Source organism: Rhizobium sp. KDH_Rht_773_N (assembly GCF_052946295.1).
Map to the genome: position 1 here is coordinate 2,996,393 of NZ_CM129525.1, position 17,115 is coordinate 3,013,507.

At 63.4% G+C, this 17,115-nt stretch carries 16 protein-coding genes; 3 read left to right on the forward strand and 13 right to left on the reverse strand.

Going from position 1 to position 17,115, the window contains the following annotated elements; translation table 11 throughout:
* Nucleotides 1–31 precede the first annotated feature (31 nt).
* From ACU8HS_RS14740 to ACU8HS_RS14750, 3 genes are read right to left on the reverse strand one after another with little or no spacing between them, the layout of a single operon-like run.
* Nucleotides 32–1,159 (reverse strand): ABC transporter permease, encoded by a 1,128-nt coding sequence (locus ACU8HS_RS14740; protein ID WP_447014626.1) that lies wholly within the window; start codon nt 1,157–1,159, stop codon nt 32–34.
* The gene (locus tag ACU8HS_RS14745; protein WP_112705937.1) at nt 1,156–2,040 is read right to left on the reverse strand and encodes an ABC transporter permease; all 885 of its coding nucleotides are present in this window, start codon (nt 2,038–2,040) and stop codon (nt 1,156–1,158) included. Before ACU8HS_RS14745 ends, ACU8HS_RS14740 begins: the two co-directional genes overlap by 4 nt.
* A 30-nt stretch (nt 2,041–2,070) precedes the next feature.
* Nucleotides 2,071–2,856, reverse strand: a complete 786-nt coding sequence (locus ACU8HS_RS14750; protein ID WP_112562755.1) for an ABC transporter ATP-binding protein — start codon at nt 2,854–2,856, stop codon at nt 2,071–2,073.
* Nucleotides 2,857–2,950: 94 nt separating this feature from the next.
* Here ACU8HS_RS14750 and ACU8HS_RS14755 point away from each other — a divergent pair, with 94 nt between their 5' ends.
* Nucleotides 2,951–3,364, forward strand: a complete 414-nt coding sequence (locus ACU8HS_RS14755) for a cupin domain-containing protein (RefSeq protein ID WP_112562753.1) — start codon at nt 2,951–2,953, stop codon at nt 3,362–3,364.
* Nucleotides 3,365–3,366: 2 nt separating this feature from the next.
* Here ACU8HS_RS14755 and ACU8HS_RS14760 read toward each other — a convergent pair whose 3' ends face one another.
* Genes ACU8HS_RS14760 through ACU8HS_RS14775 form a run of 4 tightly spaced genes read right to left on the reverse strand, consistent with a single transcriptional unit; the run spans nt 3,367 to nt 6,809 of the window.
* A complete protein-coding gene (locus ACU8HS_RS14760; RefSeq protein WP_447014627.1) occupies nt 3,367–3,744 on the reverse strand; it encodes a hypothetical protein in 378 nt (125 codons plus the stop codon).
* Between the two features lie 5 nt (nt 3,745–3,749).
* Nucleotides 3,750–5,204 (reverse strand): dihydropyrimidinase, encoded by a 1,455-nt coding sequence (hydA, locus tag ACU8HS_RS14765; protein ID WP_112705933.1) that lies wholly within the window; start codon nt 5,202–5,204, stop codon nt 3,750–3,752.
* Between the two features lie 10 nt (nt 5,205–5,214).
* Entirely contained in the window at nt 5,215–5,559 is a 345-nt protein-coding gene (locus ACU8HS_RS14770) for a barstar family protein (protein ID WP_112562749.1), read from the reverse strand.
* Entirely contained in the window at nt 5,556–6,809 is a 1,254-nt protein-coding gene (locus tag ACU8HS_RS14775; protein WP_112758370.1) for a Zn-dependent hydrolase, read from the reverse strand. Before ACU8HS_RS14775 ends, ACU8HS_RS14770 begins: the two co-directional genes overlap by 4 nt.
* A 311-nt stretch (nt 6,810–7,120) precedes the next feature.
* On the opposite strand from ACU8HS_RS14775, the gene ACU8HS_RS14780 reads away from it, so the two are divergent.
* A complete protein-coding gene (locus ACU8HS_RS14780) occupies nt 7,121–7,771 on the forward strand; it encodes a TetR family transcriptional regulator C-terminal domain-containing protein (RefSeq protein ID WP_112562745.1) in 651 nt (216 codons plus the stop codon).
* Nucleotides 7,772–7,928: 157 nt separating this feature from the next.
* Here ACU8HS_RS14780 and ACU8HS_RS14785 read toward each other — a convergent pair whose 3' ends face one another.
* The 3 genes from ACU8HS_RS14785 to ACU8HS_RS14795 form a co-directional block, all read right to left on the reverse strand.
* A complete protein-coding gene (locus ACU8HS_RS14785) occupies nt 7,929–10,496 on the reverse strand; it encodes an HWE histidine kinase domain-containing protein (RefSeq protein ID WP_112758372.1) in 2,568 nt (855 codons plus the stop codon).
* Nucleotides 10,496–11,029, reverse strand: coding sequence for a biliverdin-producing heme oxygenase (locus tag ACU8HS_RS14790; RefSeq protein ID WP_447014628.1), 534 nt, complete (start codon nt 11,027–11,029; stop codon nt 10,496–10,498). The genes ACU8HS_RS14785 and ACU8HS_RS14790 overlap by 1 nt, the downstream gene beginning before the upstream one ends.
* 257 nt (nt 11,030–11,286) lie before the next feature.
* Entirely contained in the window at nt 11,287–11,697 is a 411-nt protein-coding gene (locus tag ACU8HS_RS14795) for a rhodanese-like domain-containing protein (protein WP_447014629.1), read from the reverse strand.
* 76 nt (nt 11,698–11,773) lie between these two features.
* Here ACU8HS_RS14795 and ftrA point away from each other — a divergent pair, with 76 nt between their 5' ends.
* Nucleotides 11,774–12,775: a transcriptional regulator FtrA gene (ftrA, locus tag ACU8HS_RS14800; RefSeq protein WP_113413594.1), complete on the forward strand. Its 1,002-nt coding sequence runs from the start codon at nt 11,774–11,776 to the stop codon at nt 12,773–12,775.
* A 67-nt stretch (nt 12,776–12,842) separates the two neighbouring features.
* Here the strand turns inward: ftrA and preA are convergent, their stop codons facing one another.
* The 3 genes from preA to ACU8HS_RS14815 form a co-directional block, all read right to left on the reverse strand.
* Nucleotides 12,843–14,156, reverse strand: a complete 1,314-nt coding sequence (gene preA / locus ACU8HS_RS14805; protein WP_113413574.1) for an NAD-dependent dihydropyrimidine dehydrogenase subunit PreA — start codon at nt 14,154–14,156, stop codon at nt 12,843–12,845.
* Nucleotides 14,157–14,171: 15 nt separating this feature from the next.
* Nucleotides 14,172–15,533: an NAD(P)-dependent oxidoreductase gene (locus ACU8HS_RS14810; RefSeq protein WP_447014630.1), complete on the reverse strand. Its 1,362-nt coding sequence runs from the start codon at nt 15,531–15,533 to the stop codon at nt 14,172–14,174.
* Between the two features lie 437 nt (nt 15,534–15,970).
* Nucleotides 15,971–16,966 (reverse strand): sensor histidine kinase, encoded by a 996-nt coding sequence (locus ACU8HS_RS14815; RefSeq protein ID WP_112562729.1) that lies wholly within the window; start codon nt 16,964–16,966, stop codon nt 15,971–15,973.
* Between the last annotated feature and the right edge of the window lie 149 nt (nt 16,967–17,115).

The window sequence follows — 17,115 nt, forward strand, 5'->3', positions numbered from 1 at the left end:
TGCCCAGGCCCCTTGCAGGGCCGGGGCGCGCCTAACCACCACGGATAGACGGATGCCAGAAAGTCACCGCCCTTTCGGCAAGGGCGACGACGCCATAGAAGATCGAGCCTGCAAGCGCCGCCACGGCGATCTCGGCCCAGACCATGTCGACATTCATGCGCCCCATCTCGGTGGAGATGCGGAAGCCCATGCCGACGATCGGCGTTCCGAAGAATTCCGCAACGATGGCACCAATCATCGCCAGCGTCGAGTTGATCTTCAGTGCGTTGAAAATGAATGGCATTGCGGCCGGAAGCCGGAGCTTTACGAGCGTCTGCCAGTAGTTCGATGCGTAGGTGCGCATCAGGTCGCGCTCCATGTTGCCGGAAGCGGCAAGGCCGGCAACCGTGTTCACCAGCATCGGGAAGAAGGTCATGATGATGACGACGGCGGCCTTCGACTGCCAGTCGAAGCCGAACCACATGACCATGATGGGTGCGACGCCGATGATCGGCAGGGCGGAGACCATGTTGCCGATCGGCAGCAGGCCGCGGCGCAGGAAAGCGAAGCGGTCGGCGAGGATGGCGACCACGAAGCCGCTCGCGCAGCCGATGACATATCCGACGAGAACCGCCTTGAAGATCGTCTGCCTGATATCCTCGCCCAGGATCGGCAGGGAGCCCGATATGCGCGTCCAGATCGCGCTTGGCGGCGGCAGGATGACGAAGGGGATGCCGGCTCCGCGCGAGACCGCCTCCCAGACGATGAGGATCCAGGCGCCGAAGATCGCGGGAATGAGGAGACGCAGCAGCCATCTGCCGACAGGCGCGGGCGGCTGGAGTTCGGACAGTTCCGTGACGCAGCGCGAGGCGAGCAGCCAGCCGGCGACAAGCAGCAGGAAGAAGGAGGAGGTCGCGAAGCCCTCGTTGCCCGGCAATGTGGCGAGCAGCAGCCAGGCCGCACCGTGAGCGCCGACGAAGAGGGCGGTCGCGGCGAGCGTTCTCGAGATGGGCGCGAAGGAAACCAGCGCCGCGGCAATAGCGAGCAGGGCGATCAGCGCCGATGTCGCCGATGATGAGGGCGCAGAGGCTCCCGCCGCATAGAGAGGCAGCGTGAACATGGCTGCGATCGTGCAGACAAGGGCGACGAGGCCCTGCCAGGAAAGTGCCGCCCGCTTCATGCCGGTCTCCCGCCCATTGCGCGATCGACGATCTTTCCGACGAGGCCGACGATCGTGACGAGGATGGCCGCCAGGACCGAGCCCGCGACGAGTGCGGCCCAGATATCGATCGTCTGGCTGTAATAGGAGCCGGCCAGCAGCTTCGAGCCGATGCCGGCAACGGCGCCTGTCGGCAGTTCGCCGACGATGGTGCCGACAAGGCTTGCGGCAATCGCCACCTTCATCGACGTGAAGAGGAAGGGAATGGAGGCCGGCACGCGCAGTTTCCAGAAGGTTTGCGCTGATGTCGCGTTATAGGTGCGCATCAGATCGAGATGCATGACCTCGGGCGAGCGCAGGCCCTTCACCATGCCGACAGCAACCGGGAAGAAGGAGAGATAGGTCGATATCAGCGCCTTGGGGATCAGGCCGGTAATGTTGATCGAGCCGAGCACGACGATGATCATCGGCGCCACCGCCAGGATCGGCACGGTCTGCGAGGCGATGATCCAGGGCATCAGGCTGCGGTCGAGCGCCTTGATGTGGATGATGGCGACGGCAATGACGATGCCGAGCAGCGTGCCGAAGGCGAAACCGAGCGCGGTGGAGGAGAGGGTGACGCCCGCGTGGTAGACGAGGCTGCGATTGCTGGAGAGTTTTCTGAGGAAGGTGTTTTCGAAGACGTTCTGCGCCACCTGATGCGGCGCCGGCAGGACGGGTTTCGGCTGAGACAGCGTCTTGCCGATAAATTCCATCGTGGTCGAGGTGACGTTGTTGCGCGTATCCATGTCGCGCTGGAACGGCGTGTTCAGGATGACGGCGGCCACATACCAGATGGCGACGAGGACCAGCAGGATGGTGAGGACGGGGACGATCTTGTCCTTGATTGTGTCGGGTTTCATCACCTGCCCCCCGAGATCCGAAGTCTGGGCTTACTGCTCATAACTATGCCCCGCCCGCAGCCCCTCGCGCACGCGATGGGCGATTTCGAGAAATTCCGGCGTCTCGCGGATATCGAGCGGGCGCTCGCTCGGCAGGGTCGAGTCGATCACGTCGGTGACGCGGCCGGGGCGCGGCGACATGACGACGATCTTGGTCGAGAGGTAGACGGCTTCGGGAATCGAGTGGGTGACGAAGCAGATCGTCTTGTTGGTGCGCGCCCAGAGTTTCAGGAGCGCGGCGTTCAGGTGGTCGCGGACGATTTCGTCCAGCGCCCCGAAAGGTTCGTCCATCAGGAGCAGGTCGGCGTCGAAGGCAAGCGCGCGGGCGATCGAGGCGCGCTGCTGCATGCCGCCGGAAAGCTGCCAGGGGAATTTCTTCTCGAAACCTGCGAGTTCGACGAGATCGAGCGCCTCGGCGATGCGCTTTTTCTGATCGGGCCTGGAATAGCCCATGATTTCCAGCGGCAGGGCGATGTTCTTCTCGATCGTGCGCCAGGGATAAAGCGCCGGCGCCTGGAAAACATAGCCGTAGGCACGCGCCTTGCGGGCCTCTTCCGGCGTCATGCCGTTGATGGCGATTTCGCCTGACGTCGTGCGCTCGAGATCGGCGATGACGCGCAGGAAGGTCGTCTTGCCGCAGCCGGACGGGCCGATGAAGGAGACGAACTCGCCCTTGCGGATGTCGAGATTGACATCGGCGAGCGCATGAACCGCGCCGTCATTCGTCTGGTAGGTGAGACAGAGATCCTTGGCGGATACGACGGAGGGTGCTTGCATCAATGAACCAGTCTTGTTTTCGCCGCGCCGGCGCGGTTTTCCGTGATATTATTGCCGCCGGCCTGACCGGCAGCACAGTCCCTGGAGGAAGAGGATGGACGCAAAATCAAAGCCCACCTGCCATATTGTTCGCCCCAACCACAGCTATGACGGCAAGCAGGGGCTCAGCTATTTCGAAGGTATCGCTGCCGAGACGGTGGGTGCCAAGGGCATCTGTATGCATCTTCTGACGATCCCGCCCGGCGTGCGCGCCAAGGCGCACCTGCACGAGGCGCATGAGACGGCGATCTACATGCTCTCGGGCGAGGCCCATACCTGGTACGGCGACAGACTGGAAAACCATGTGATCGTGCATGCGGGCGAGCTTTTCTACATCCCGGCCGGCGTGCCGCATCTGCCGGCGAACCTCAGCAGCACGCCCTGCACGGCGATCATTGCGCGCACCGATCCGAACGAGCAGGAGAGCGTCGTCCTGCTGCCCGAGCTCGATCAGCTGGTGCCGGCATGAGGTCATTTGCATAGCGGCAGCGGCCCCCACTTGATTGCGGCATCGGCCACGAACCCGATCGTGTAGCCTTTAGGCCCTGATATGATCCTGACGGTGTCGTCGCTACTGCCCTCTTCGCCCTCTGCCTGGCAAGCGACCGTGGCGGTGAAGTCCTTGCCTTCGGTCTTCAGGACTTTCTTGATTTCGCAGTAAGAGGCCGCCGTGGTGATGCCCTCGGAAGTCAGCAGAAAGAAGGTGTCGGAACCGGTGCTTTCGCCGCTCCTGGCGTAGGAGCAGCCATCCTTGTTGCCGTAGCTGCCCTTGATGGGCAGCGTGTCAGCATGTGCCGCGGTGGAAAGCGCGGCCAGGGAAACGATCGTCAGAAACAGATGGCCGCGCATTGCTATCACACGCCGCTTGCCGGGATGCCCGTGCGCTCGACCTTGCGCGGCGCGGTGATCTCCTTCCAGGTCGACAGCGCCTTGCTGACGGCGGTGACAGGCTCGCGCCGGACGAATTCGCCATGGCCCGAGCGGGTCTTGACCGTATCTTCCTCGATCGCCACGACGCCCCGCGTCAGCGTGTAACGCGGCAGGCCGGTGACTTGCTTGCCCTCGAAGACGTTGTAATCGATCGCAGACTGCTGGCTCTTCGACGAAATGGTCTTGGAGCGCTTCGGATCCCAGACGACGAGGTCGGCATCGGCGCCGACGAGGATGGCGCCCTTCTTCGGATAGATATTGAGGATCTTGGCGATGTTGGTGGAGGTGACGGCGACGAATTCGTTCATCGTCAGCCGGCCGGTATTGACGCCATAGGTCCAGAGCATCGGCATGCGGTCTTCCAGGCCGCCGGTGCCGTTCGGGATCTTGGTGAAATCGCCGACGCCGAAACGCTTTTGCGCTGTGGTGAAGGCGCAATGATCCGTCGCCACCACCTGCAGCGAGCCGGAGGCGAGGCCGGCCCAGAGGCTGTCCTGATGCTGCTTGTTGCGGAAGGGCGGGGACATGACGCGGCGGGCGGCGTGATCCCAGTCCTTGTCGAAATATTCGGTCTCGTCGAGCGTCAGGTGCTGGATCAGCGGCTCGCCATAGGCGCGGATGCCCTTCTGGCGGGCGCGGCGGATCGCTTCATGCGCCTGTTCGCAGGAGGTATGGACGATATAGACGGGGCAGCCGGCCATGTCGGCGATCATGATGGCGCGGTTGGTGGCTTCGCCCTCGACCTCGGCCGGGCGCGAATAGGCATGCGCTTCCGGGCCGTTATTGCCTTCGGAGAGCAGCTTGGCCGACAGCGAGGCGACGACGTCGCCGTTTTCGGCATGCACGAGCGGCAGGGCGCCAAGCTCGGCGCAGCGCTGGAAGGAGGCGAACATCTCGTCGTCGTTCACCATCAGCGCGCCCTTATAGGCCATGAAATGCTTGAAGGTGTTGATGCCCTTGTCCTGAACGATGGTCTTCATCTCGTTGAAGACCTGCTCGCCCCACCAGGTGATCGCCATGTGGAAGGAATAGTCGCAATTGGCGCGCGTCGACTTGTTATCCCACATGGTCAGCGCTTCGAGCAGCGACTGGCCGGGCGAGGGCAGCGCGAAATCGACGACCATGGTCGTGCCGCCGGAAAGGGCCGCGCGCGTGCCGCTTTCGAAATCGTCGGAGGAATAGGTGCCCATGAAGGGCATTTCGAGATGGGTGTGCGGATCGATGCCGCCGGGCATGATGAAACAGCCCGTGGCGTCCAGCACCTCGGTGCCGGAAAGGTTCGGGCCGATCTCGACGATCTTGCCGCCGTCGATCTTCACGTCAGCCTTATAGGTGAGGTCGGCCGTGACGATGGTGCCGTTCTTGATGACTGTGGTCATGATCATTTCCTCAATCGTAAAAAGCCAAAGCCAAGACTGCGCCGCGTCCCTCCTCGGTTCGACGCCAATTCACGAATGCGACGCATTCCAGCAGGTTGATCCACTGGTCCGGCGCGGCGTCCTTGAAATGCAAATAGTTGTTGATCCGGATGGTCAAAACCTTTCCCGGCTCAACAATCAGTTTCGACATGCCAGCATCCGGATCGTCGAGATAGCTCATGCAGTCAATCCAGGCGTCCATGTTCCGGCCATAGAAGTCGGGGAAGCCAAACGCCTCGGCGAAGCCATCGTGAAAACTTTCCCGTCCGATGAGGCGAGTGCCATCCATGACGACCACCATCTCGGCTCCGGTCACACCACAATCTCCGCCGTCTCGACCACCGCATGGAACAGCACGTCGGCTCCGGCGGTGGCCCATTCCTTGGAAATCTCTTCCGCTTCGTTATGCGACAACCCACCCACACACGGGCACATGACCATCGTCGCGGGCGCGACCTTGGCGGCCCAGCAGGCGTCGTGGCCGGCGCCCGAGATGATGTTCATGTGGCTGTAGCCGAGGCGTTCGGCGGCGGAGCGGACCGAGGTGACGAGCTTTTCGTCGAAGGTGACGGGCTCGAAATGGCCGATCGCCTCGATGGAACAGCCGACACCCAACGCGTCGCAGATCTTGGGTGCTTCGGCCTCGATCTTGGCCCGCATGCGGTCGAGCTTGGCCTTGTCAGGCGAGCGGATATCGACGGTGAAGACCACCTTGCCCGGCAGCACGTTGCGGGAGTTGGGCGAGAAGAAGACCTGGCCGACGCCGCCGACGGCGCCCGGCTGTTCGCCCATGGCGACAGCCTGGACCATTTCGAGGATGCGCGACATCGCCAGGCCGGCATTGACGCGCATATTCATCGGCGTCGAGCCGGTATGGGCTTCCTTACCGGTCAGCGTGAATTCCAGCCACCACAGGCCCTGACAGTGGGTGACGACGCCGATCTGCTTGTTTTCGGCTTCGAGGATCGGACCCTGCTCGATGTGATATTCGAAATAGGCGTGCATCTTGCGGGCGCCGACCTCTTCGTCGCCGACCCAGCCGATGCGTTTCAGTTCGTCGCCGAAGAGATTGCCCTCGGGGTCCTTGCGGTTATAGGCGAATTCCAGGCTGTGAACGCCGGCGAAAACGCCCGATGCCAGCATGGCCGGCGCAAAACGGGCGCCTTCCTCATTGGTCCAGTTGGTGACGACGATCGGGTGCTTCGTCCTGATGCCCAGGTCGTTCATGGTCCTGACGACCTCGAGGGCGCCGAGAACGCCGAGAACGCCGTCGTATTTGCCGCCGGTCGGCTGAGTGTCGAGATGCGAGCCGACATAGACGGGAAGGGCGTCCGGATCGGTGCCGCGGCGGGTCGCGAACATCGTGCCCATCCTGTCGACGCCGAGCGTCAGGCCGGCCGCCTCGCACCATGTCTTGAAGAGGTTGCGGCCCTCGGCATCCGAATCCGTCAGCGTCTGGCGGTTGTTGCCGCCGGCAACCCCCGGGCCGATCTTCGCCATGTCCATGAGACTGTCCCAGAGACGGTCCCCGTTGACGCGCATGTTTTCGCCTGGCGCTGCCACCATGATTGAAAGTCCTCACCTGTTTTGCGGCAGTCATGCAAAGTCCATGCCCGCCTTGTTCCCGTGGTCAAATCCCGCTGCCGTCTTCCGTTCGTTCAGTGCCGGAAAATCGCCAGTTGCCTTTGTTTTTTATCTGGCGGATAATTTGACCGATTGGTAAACATTACAACTTCCATCGCTGCGCTCAAGACGAAAATCACGAAAAATCGATAGAAAATACGGGCAAAAATACAGGCAATTGCCTCTAAAAGCGGCAGGAGGGCCGCTCTTCCAATCTTGAGCGAAGGAGTTGAATTTCAAGGGGAAAAGAGCGAATGGCCATACCGAGAGCGGCGAAGACACTGCGGCGGACACGCATCCAGGAAGAAAAGGAAGAGCAGATCCTGGAAGCGGCGCTGGACGTGTTTTCGGTCAGCGGCTTCCGCGGCTCCACCATCGACCAGATCGCCGACGTGGCCGGCATGTCGAAGCCGAACCTGCTCTATTATTTCCGCACCAAGGAGGCCATGCACCGGGCGCTGATCGACCGGGTGCTCTATAACTGGCTGGAGCCGCTCAGGGCCTTCGACGCGGAAGGCAATCCGGAATCGGAAATCCGCAGCTATATCCGCCGCAAGCTCGAAATGGCGCGCGATTTCCCGCGCGAGAGCCGGCTCTTCGCCAACGAGATGCTGCAGGGCGCGCCGCACGTTCTCGATATGCTGAAGGGACCGCTGAAGGAGCTGGTCGACGAAAAGGCGGCCGTCATCCGCGCCTGGGCGAATAGCGGCAAGATCGCCCATTGCGATCCCTATCACCTGATCTTCTCGATCTGGTCGACGACGCAGCACTATGCCGATTTCGACGTGCAGGTCCGCGCCGTGCTCGGCGAGGAACATTCCGGCGACGGACGGTTCGAAGATGCGGCACGCTTCCTGGAACAGCTCTTCATCAACGGGCTGCTGCCGGAGCACGCTCGCGGCTGACGCATGTCGCGCAGAAGTGTGCAGCGGTCTTGCGATAACGAGATGCGCAGGAACAGAGAGGCATGTCGCGCAAAAGTGTGAAGCGGTTTTGCGATAACGACATGCGCAAAAACAGAGAAACATGTCGCGCAAAAGTGTGGAGCGGTTTTGCGGGATTCTAAGGCTTCTGCGGAACCGCCAGACGGGCCAGGATGTCCGTGACCCCCTCGATCGTATAGGGCTTCTGCAGGACCGGCGCGTCCGAGTGGCTGTGGGCCTGGGCTATTCCCTCACCATAACCGGTGGCGAAGACGAAGGGCACGTTGTTGGCGGCCAGCCGGTCGGCAATGGCGAAACTGGTTTCGTCGCCGAGATTCACGTCGAGCAGCGCCAGATCGAAGGACTGGCCGGACAGGAAGGCCATGGCATCGGCGACACTGGGCGCGGTGGCGACTTCCGCGCCAAGGCGGCGCAGGATGTCTTCGCCATCCATGGCGATGATCAGATTGTTTTCCACCAGCAGCACGTTGAGGCCGGCGAGCGGCTCGTCGTTTCGCGCCGCGGCCGGGCGTGCGGCCGCTTCGACCGGTGCCGGGGCCGGCAGTTCGCCTGTCGCGCCGACCGTGTTGACGTATCTGGCCGGAATGGAGAAATCGGCCTCCAGCCCTTGCCTGACGTAGCGGACCTCGGCCTTGCCGCCGAGATCGTAGGGGATGGAGCGGCGGATGATCGTCGAGCCGAAACCCTGCCGCTTGGGCTGCGTGACCGGCGGGCCCTCCTTTTCGCGCCAGCGGATGTGGAGAGTGCCGTCCTCGTCCCGTTCCCAGCCGAGTTCGACAAGGCCGGACCCGGAAAGGCTGCCGTATTTGGCGCTGTTCGTCACCAGCTCGTGGAAGACGAGGGCCGTCGTCGAAAAAGCCTGGGGTTCCAGCAGCACGTCGTCGCCGGTCATGCGGATGCGCTGGGCGTTTTTGCCAAGATAGGCGGCGGCTTCGGCCAGCAGCAGCTGCCGCAGCGAAGCCGGCGCCCAATGGTCGCGGGTGATCTGGTCGTGGGCTCGGGAGAGCGACTGGACGCGGCCTTCGAGCTGGCGCACATAATCGGGCAGGCTTGCGGATGTCGATTGCGACTGCCGGATCAGTCCGCCGATGAGGCCGAGAATGTTGCGGACACGGTGGTTCAGCTCGGCGATCAGCAGCTCCTGCCGCTCGTTGGCGAGCTGGCGCGCCATGCTCGCCTCGTCCGTCAGGCGCAATACGACCTCGATCAGGGTGACGCGGATGGTTTCCGCAACCCGCCTTTCCGCTTCGGTGAAGGGCAGGGAACGGCCGCGCACGAGCTCCGACCAGGCCTCGAAACTCTTGCGCGGGGTAAGCCGCGGGCCGTTCGGGCCGTATTCCACCGGCTTGTGCGGGTCGCCGGCCCAGCGGACGGTGCGGACGATCTCCTGGCGGAACAGCACGACATAATCGCGCGGCGAACGGGAGATCGGAATGGCCAGCATGCCGGCAACGGTACCGTCGGTTTCGATATCGGGATAGGTTTCGCCGAGCCGGTCCACGGCATAGACCCGGCCCGCCGCATTGCGGTTGAGGTGGCGGACGAGGGCGGCGAAACCCTTTTCATCCGGCCCGAGGCCGGCAATCGCCAGCCGGCCGTTGATCCACACGCCGATGCCGTCGGCGGGAATGGCGTCGGCCAGCGCGTCGATCAGCCATGCCGGATCGTCGAGCAGGCTCGCATTGTCGGCAACGGAGGTCAGCAGCCGGTCGGCGATGCGGCGCGCCTTGGTCTCGTAGTCGAGCGCCAGGCGCCGTTCGCGGCTTTCGAGGCGGGAGGCGAACATCTGGCCGAAGAGTTCGGCCGTGGAGCGGCTTTCGGCCGAGGGCAGGCGGGCGGAGTAGTGATGGCAGGCAAACAGGCCCCAGAGCCTGCCGTCGACGACGATGGAGATCGAGAGCGAGGCGCCGACGCCCATATTCTTCAGATATTCGATGTGGATGGGCGAAACCGAGCGCAGCACCGACATGGAGAGATCGAGCGGGCGGCCATGCTCGTCGCGTTCGGGCAGGATCGGCACCGGCACCGCATGGATATCGGCAATGATGCGGAAGAGATTGCGCAGATAGAGCGCGCGCGCCTGCACCGGAATATCGGATGCGGGATAATGCAGGCCGAGGAAGGAGCCGATGCCGGGCCGGGCGGCCTCCGCCACGACTTCACCGGAACCGCTGTCGTCGAAGCGGTAGACCATGACACGGTCGAAACCGGTCAGGGCACGCGCCTGGCGCGCGCCTTCGCGAAAGAAGGCTTCCAGCGTTTCGGTATGGTCGAGGCGGGCCATCATGCTGCGCATGGAAAGCGACGGGCCCTCTTTGCCTTCGTCGCAAGGTTCGCCTTCGATGATGATCTGGCCATGGCTCACATGGATCGCCACGTCGAAGCGCTGGTGGCTGGAGGTGAGCGCTATACCAAAAATGCGTTCCACGACATCGGGTCCGCGCAGGGTGGCAAGCTTGTTGCGAAGGCTGTGCAGCGCATCCGGCACGAGGATCGACGAGACGGGCCGGCCGACCGCTTCGGCATGGGCAATGCCCAGGAATTGCGAAAGGTTTGCCGAAGCGCGGGTGACGATCCAGTCGGCGGAGACGGCAAGCAGGAAGCCGAAGGGCTGGACGGAGCCGAGCTGATGGATCGGCTCCCGGTCGCAATTGGTCAGATCGACAGGGCTTGCTGCCTGGTTCATCAAGCCGTTTCCAGTTCGAGCTGCGCGGCCTTGCGGAAGAGCGCGAAGGCATGGCGCGCCGCGGCAACCGCGCCTGCTATATCGTCGATGCCGCTCGCATCCAGGCTGTCCATGAACAGGCGCATGGAGCCCTTCGGACCCTGGGGGCTGAGATAGACGCTCGGCAGGTGCGCGGGCACGGTCCTTGCGAGCATGGCGCCGCCAAGCTTCGACCCTTCCAGCACGTAGGCCGCGCCCCAGAGGGAGGCGTCGTCGTCAAGCTCGGGCTGCTGAAGGGGCCGGGGTGGAAGGTCGTCCAGCGCCGCGATATCGGCAAGGAGAAGGGGCGTGCGCCGGCGTTCCGGCCAGTCCGGCAGCAGCCTGGCAATGCCGGCCCGTTCCAGGGCGGATTCGATTGCGGGCACGGCGCGCGCGTGGGCGCGCAGGAAGGCCTTGTAATCGCCGGGATCGGAAAGGCTGAAATTACCGAAGAGGGCGTCCACCTCGGCATGGCAATCTGCTGTTTGTGCGCGTAGGGCACTGCGAAGTGACATGCTGGCCGTGTTCCAAGTAATATCGCATAGATGCGGCCCGGATGGGGCAGACGAAACTAACGATATACGGCAGCGCTGGCGCATTTCCAGAGAAATCCATAGAAAAACATGGATTTCGCAGAGATTGGCAATGCAATTTCTGCGGATCTGTCCAGCCGGGCCGGCATAGAGCGGCCAGACATTGACGCGGCGCGAAAGTCATGGCCGGCGACAGGTGAAATTCCCTTCCCTCCATCGCAGAGAGAAGGGAGATTGGATCAGGCGGCCGCGCTTGCCCCGCCTTCGAATGCGAAGCCTTCGTCCGCCCAGCCGGTCAGGCCGCCGATCATCAGTTTCACGGAAAGGCCGAGGCGCGAGAGGCGCAGCGCCGCCTTGTCGGCGCCGTTGCAATGCGGGCCGGCGCAATAGACCACGAACAGCGTGTCGGAAGGCCATTCGGACATGCGGTGGGCAGTCATCTTGCCATGCGGCAGGTTGAGGGCGCCGGGAATATGCGAAAGGTTGAAGAGCGCGGGCGAGCGCACGTCGAGCAGGACGAAATCGACCTTGCCGAAGGCGAAGGCCGCGTTCACATCCGAGCAATCGGTCTCGAAGGCGAGCTTGCGGGCAAAATATTCGGCAGTGGCGTCGGGCGCGGCGGCGGGGATTTCGGAAACGGGGCTCGGCATGATCTGGTCCTTTGCTGGCTTGGCTTCGGTTGCGGGCGATCATTGCCGATGATAGGGATGGACGAAATTGGCCATCATGACTGATAGCGTAAAGATCATGCCAAAATCGGAGACATATCGGACACAGGGACCGCATGTGGTGGCGCTCGCCTATGACGGGCTCTGCACGTTCGAATTCGGCATCGCCTACGAGGTCTTCGGCCTGCCGCGGCCGGAAATGGGCGAGGGCTGGTATCGCTTCTCGGTCGCCGGCATCGAGCCCGGTCCGCTGCGGGCGGCCGGCGGGCTGACGGTTGCGGTCGATAGGGGGCTGGAAGTGCTCGACGAGGCGGATCTCGTCATCGCGCCGGGATGGCGGGCGATCGACGCGCCGGTGCCGGCGCCGCTGATATCGGCGTTGAGGGCGGCGCATGAGCGGGGCGCGCGGGTCATGTCGCTCTGCTCCGGTGTCGCCGTGCTTGCGGCATCCGGCCTGCTCGCCGGCCGGCGGGCCACGACCCACTGGCGCTACGTCGCCTCGATTGCCGAGCGCTATCCCGACATCGCGCTCGATGCCGACGTGCTCTACATGGACGAGGGCAGCATCCTGACGGCCGCCGGCAGTGCGGCCGGTATCGATCTCTGCCTGCATGTGGTGCGCGGCGATTTCGGCCCCGATGCCGCCAACAGCGTGGCGCGCCGCCTCGTCGTGCCGCCGCATCGCGAGGGCGGGCAGGCGCAGTTCATCGCCGCTCCCGTGCCGGAAGAGCGCGAGGGCATCCGTCTCGGGCCGCTGATCGAATGGATGCGTGAACGGCTGTCCGAAGAGCAGCCGATCAGCCTGCTTGCCGGCAAGGCCGGCATGAGCATGCGCACTTTCCAGCGCCGTTTCGAGGCAGCCACGGGCGACAGCGTCGGCGAATGGCTGCTGAAGGAGCGGCTGCGGCACGCGCGCGATCTTCTGGAAAAGGAACTTGCCGTCTCGCTCGACGATATCGCTGTCGCCAGCGGTTTCGGCACGCTCGCGACCATGCGCCACCATTTCCGCCGGCGGCTGGGAACGAGCCCCAGCGCCTACCGGAAGTCCTTCGGGCTTTGAGGACCAAATAGCGGGAAAAGAAAAGCCGCCGTGGATGGGCGGCTTCTTCGTCAGGCTTTCGGAGGTTTTACTCCGCCGCCTGCCTCGCCATCGGGTTGTTCGGATGGGTCGTCCAATTGGCGTAGTTCGGATCGACGACCTTGCCGGTGCGCTTGTCGAGGGCGCCTGCCGGAAGCGCTTCCATGGTGATGCAGTTTTCGACCGGGCAGACGCTGACGCAGAGATTGCAGCCGACGCATTCCTCTTCCATCACCTCGAAATGGCGGGCGCCATCGACGAAATTGGTGATCGCCTGGTGCGACGTGTCCTCGCAGGCGATGTAGCAGCGGCCGCATTTGATGCAGGCGTCCTGGTCGATCTTGGCCTTGGCGATGTAGTTGAGGTTGAGGTACTGCCAGTCGGTGACGTTCTGCACGGCGCGGCCGGTAATGTCGTCGAGGGTCTTGTGGCCCTTTTCGTCCATCCAGTCCGAGAGGCCCGTGATCATTTCCTGGACGATCTTGAAACCGTAGGTCATGGCGGCGGTGCAGACCTGCACGTTGCCGGCGCCGAGCACCAGGAATTCGGCCGCGTCGCGCCAGGTGGTGATGCCGCCGATGCCGGAGATCGGCAGGCCGTAGGTTTCCGGATCGCGGGCGATCTCGGCGACCATGTTGAGCGCGATCGGCTTGACGGCCGGGCCGCAATAGCCGCCGTGGCTGCCCTTGCCGCCGACCGTCGGGTTCGGGGCAAAGTTGTCGAGATCGACCGAGACGATCGAATTGATCGTATTGATGAGCGAGACGGCGTCCGTGCCGCCGGCCTTGGCGGCGCGCGCCGGGCGGCGGATGTCGGTGATGTTGGGCGTCAGCTTGGTGATGACGGGCATGCGCGTATACTGCTTGCACCAGCGCACGACCATTTCGATATATTCCGGCACCTGGCCGACGGCCGAGCCCATGCCGCGCTCGGACATGCCGTGCGGGCAGCCGAAATTCAGTTCGATACCATCGGCGCCGGTTTCTTCCACCAGCGGCAGGATCGCCTTCCAGGCCTGTTCCTCGCAGGGCACCATGATCGAGGCGATCAGCGCCCGATCCGGCCAGTTCATCTTCACCTGCTTCATTTCGCGCAGGTTGGTCTGCAGGTCGCGGTCGGTGATGAGCTCGATATTGTTGAGGCCAAGCAGGCGACGGTCGGCGCCCCAGATCGCGCCGTAGCGCGGGCCGTTGACGTTGACGACGGGCGGGCCTTCCTCGCCCAGCGTCTTCCAGACGACGCCGCCCCAGCCCGCCTTGAAGGCGCGCTCGACATTGTAGGCCTTGTCGGTCGGCGGCGCGGAGGCGAGCCAGAAGGGGTTCGGGGACTTGATGCCGACGAAATTGTTGCGGAGATCAGCCATTGTTCATTCTCCCCTTCAGGCGACGGCGACAGCCGGAGCGGCTGCGGCAGTCAGGGCGCGGTGAATGGATTCGGCCGCATCGCGGCCGTGGGCGACGGCAGAGACGGTGAGGTCTTCGCCGCCGAAGACGCAGTCGCCGCCGGCCCACACACCTTCGATCGAGGTGCGGCCTTCGGCATCGACAGCGATCCGGCCGGATTCCATGCGCAGCGCGCCGAGGCCGGAGGCTTCGAAGGTCTGGCCGATGGCTTTGAGGATGTGGTCGGCAGTGATGACGCCGGTCTCGCCGGTGCCGGTGAGGCGGCCATCGACGAGCGCGGTATATTCGACCTCGATGCCTGCCACCTTGCCGTCATGCGAGAGGATGGATTTCGGCGCCAGCCAGTGGCGGATGATGACGCCCTTGGAGGTGGCGAGATCCTGCTCGAATTCCGAGGCGTTCATATGCTCCTTGCCGCGGCGGTAGCAGATGGTCACTTCCTCGGCGCCAAGCAGCTTTGCCTGCACGGCGGCATCGATGGCCGTCATGCCGCCGCCGAGAACGACGACGCGGCGGCCGATGGCGATCTTGCCCTTGTCGGAAGCCTGGCGCAGGGCGTCGATGAAATCGACGGCGTCGTCGACACCCGGCAGGTTTTCGTTATCGATGCGCAGCGCGTTGACGCCGGCAAGGCCGAGGCCGAGGAAGACGGCATCATATTGCGCCTGCAGATCGGCAAGCGAGAAATCGCGGCCGAGCTGCTGGCCGTGCTTCACTTCGATGCCGCCGATCGAGAGGACATAGTCGACTTCCTTCTGGGCGAAGTCGTCGACCGTCTTGTAGGTGGCGATGCCATATTCGTTGAGGCCGCCGGATTTCGGCCTGGCGTCGTAGATCACGACGTCATGGCCCTTGACGGCCAGGCGGTGGGCGGCGGCAAGGCCGGCAGGTCCGGCGCCGACGACGGCGATCTTCTTGCCGGTCGCCTCGGCGCGCCGGTAGAACTGCTTGTCGGCAGCCATCGCCGCATCCGTCGCATAACGCTGCAGCCGGCCGATCTCGACGGGGCGCTCTTCGGCGGTGTTGCGCACGCAGGCCTGCTCGCACAATTCTTCGGTGGGACAGACGCGGGCGCACATGCCGCCGAGGATGTTCTGGTCGAAGATGGTCTTCGCCGAACCCAGCGGATTGCCGGTCGAGATCTGGCGGATGAAGAGCGGAATGTCGATGGAGGTGGGACAGGCCGTCATGCACGGCGCGTCGTAGCAGAAATAACAGCGGTCGGCTGCGACCAGCGCTTCGTGGTTGTCGAGACGCGGGTGAAGATCGGAAAAATTAGCCTCGTACTCGGCGGGCGAAAGCCGGCCGGCACGAATCCCAGTTTCCAGGCGTTCCATTGAAGTTCCCTCTTTATTGGTAACGACTAGTGAGGGAATCGTAACTCAGGTTCAAAAATTTATCAAACGGTAAAATTTTGGCAATTTTCTTGCGTTTTCAGCCTGTAAGCAGTTGATTTTGTTTGTTGTGGCGTTTCTTTGGGCAGCCCCTGCCTGCGAAGTGGAACCTGGCATCGGTAAGCCGGATCGCGGGCCGTTGCGAAAAAGCCGACAAAAGGCGAATTTTTTTACGATCGGACGGAACTAAAGTTAACGCGGGTAGTTGATGGGGTATCCGGATGATGACCGCATCGACCCAACATGCGCGCCCCCAACCCATCATTCGGACGAACTCACGGTCCCCTCCCGGTGAGTGGAGACAACCGGTGCGCCGCCCTCGCACCGGTTGTTTTCCGTTTGGGCTCCAGCTTTCCGGCAAAAGCGTGCAGCGTTGCGCCTCAGCCGCGTTTGAGGATTTCGAATTCCGTTTCCGGAACCGTCAGGTGATATTCGATGCGGCCGGGTACGAGCGTCAGTTCGGCCTTGCCGTTGACGGAGGAGGGCACGACACGTTCCAGCACGGTGCGGCCGAAGCTGTTTTCGCTGAATTCGTGCACGTCGGCGCGGTTCGGCAGCACTTCCACCCAGGCAAGTTCGATGGCCTTGCGGCCGGCAATGTCGGCTTCCCGGCAGTTCAGCGTGACCGATGTCGCGCCGCTGGCGATGGCGCCGTAGGAGGCGGAATTGACGATGAGCTCGTGCAGTGCGAGGCCGAGATGCACGGCGGCGTTCGGCGTCAGGTGGGCGTTGATGCCGAAGATCGGCATGGAGCCGGACGTTTCGGGCCAATAGGGGGCGAACTGCTTTTCGGCGAGCTCGAACAGGAAGGCGCCGCGCCAGCTGGAATCGGTCACGAGATCCTGGGAATTGGAGAGCGACTGCAGCCGCCCGCGGAACTTCACCAGGAAGGAGTCGAGAGAAATCGTGTTGCGCGCGGTCTGCGTGGCAATGCCCTGGATGATGGCAAGCAGGTTCTTGGAGCGGTGCGACAGCTCGCGCAGCAGCGATTTCAGCACTTTCTCGCGGTGGCGGCTTTCGGTGACCTCGGAGATGACCGAGAGCAGGCCGTAATCGCCGTGCCCGCCGGTGCGCTGGACCTTCAGTTCGAATGTCCTGGTTTCGCCGTCGATGGCAACCTCGACCTCGGCGGCGCTCGACGCGCCCGTCTCCAGCACCCGGCGCTTCATCGCCTTCAGTTGTTTGCCGTGCGCCTCGCCGAAGAGCGAGGCGTCGTCGCCGCCGCGCACGAAGCGCTTTTCGAAATGCGGGGGAAGGTTCTCGGCGTAGACGATCGAAAGCCGGGCATCCTGATAGAGGATGGAAATGGCGGCGCTGGCGAGCGCCCGCTCCAACATGGCCGCCTTGCCTTCGGTGGTGAAAGGCGTTCCGGACAATGGTCCAGTCGTATTCACTCGGCCGCCTTTCCTCAGTCCCTTCGAATATAGGGAGGGATGTCACCCCCCGACAAACCTGCCGGTCATTCTAGAAGCAAGCGCTGCAAAAACCGTTAAAGCCGCCAATACGCTCCGGCAGAGCCGGAACG

Coding starts and splice junctions, on each gene's coding strand:
- ACU8HS_RS14740 (WP_447014626.1), bottom strand. CDS start 1,159: ATGAAGCGGGCGGCACTTTCCTGGCAGGGCCTCGTCGCCCTTGTCTGC.
- ACU8HS_RS14745 (WP_112705937.1), bottom strand. CDS start 2,040: ATGAAACCCGACACAATCAAGGACAAGATCGTCCCCGTCCTCACCATC.
- ACU8HS_RS14750 (WP_112562755.1), bottom strand. CDS start 2,856: ATGCAAGCACCCTCCGTCGTATCCGCCAAGGATCTCTGTCTCACCTAC.
- ACU8HS_RS14755 (WP_112562753.1), top strand. CDS start 2,951: ATGGACGCAAAATCAAAGCCCACCTGCCATATTGTTCGCCCCAACCAC.
- ACU8HS_RS14760 (WP_447014627.1), bottom strand. CDS start 3,744: ATGCGCGGCCATCTGTTTCTGACGATCGTTTCCCTGGCCGCGCTTTCC.
- hydA (WP_112705933.1), bottom strand. CDS start 5,204: ATGACCACAGTCATCAAGAACGGCACCATCGTCACGGCCGACCTCACC.
- ACU8HS_RS14775 (WP_112758370.1), bottom strand. CDS start 6,809: ATGGTGGCAGCGCCAGGCGAAAACATGCGCGTCAACGGGGACCGTCTC.
- ACU8HS_RS14780 (WP_112562745.1), top strand. CDS start 7,121: ATGGCCATACCGAGAGCGGCGAAGACACTGCGGCGGACACGCATCCAG.
- ACU8HS_RS14785 (WP_112758372.1), bottom strand. CDS start 10,496: ATGAACCAGGCAGCAAGCCCTGTCGATCTGACCAATTGCGACCGGGAG.
- ACU8HS_RS14790 (WP_447014628.1), bottom strand. CDS start 11,029: ATGTCACTTCGCAGTGCCCTACGCGCACAAACAGCAGATTGCCATGCC.
- ACU8HS_RS14795 (WP_447014629.1), bottom strand. CDS start 11,697: ATGCCGAGCCCCGTTTCCGAAATCCCCGCCGCCGCGCCCGACGCCACT.
- ftrA (WP_113413594.1), top strand. CDS start 11,774: ATGACTGATAGCGTAAAGATCATGCCAAAATCGGAGACATATCGGACA.
- preA (WP_113413574.1), bottom strand. CDS start 14,156: ATGGCTGATCTCCGCAACAATTTCGTCGGCATCAAGTCCCCGAACCCC.
- ACU8HS_RS14810 (WP_447014630.1), bottom strand. CDS start 15,533: ATGGAACGCCTGGAAACTGGGATTCGTGCCGGCCGGCTTTCGCCCGCC.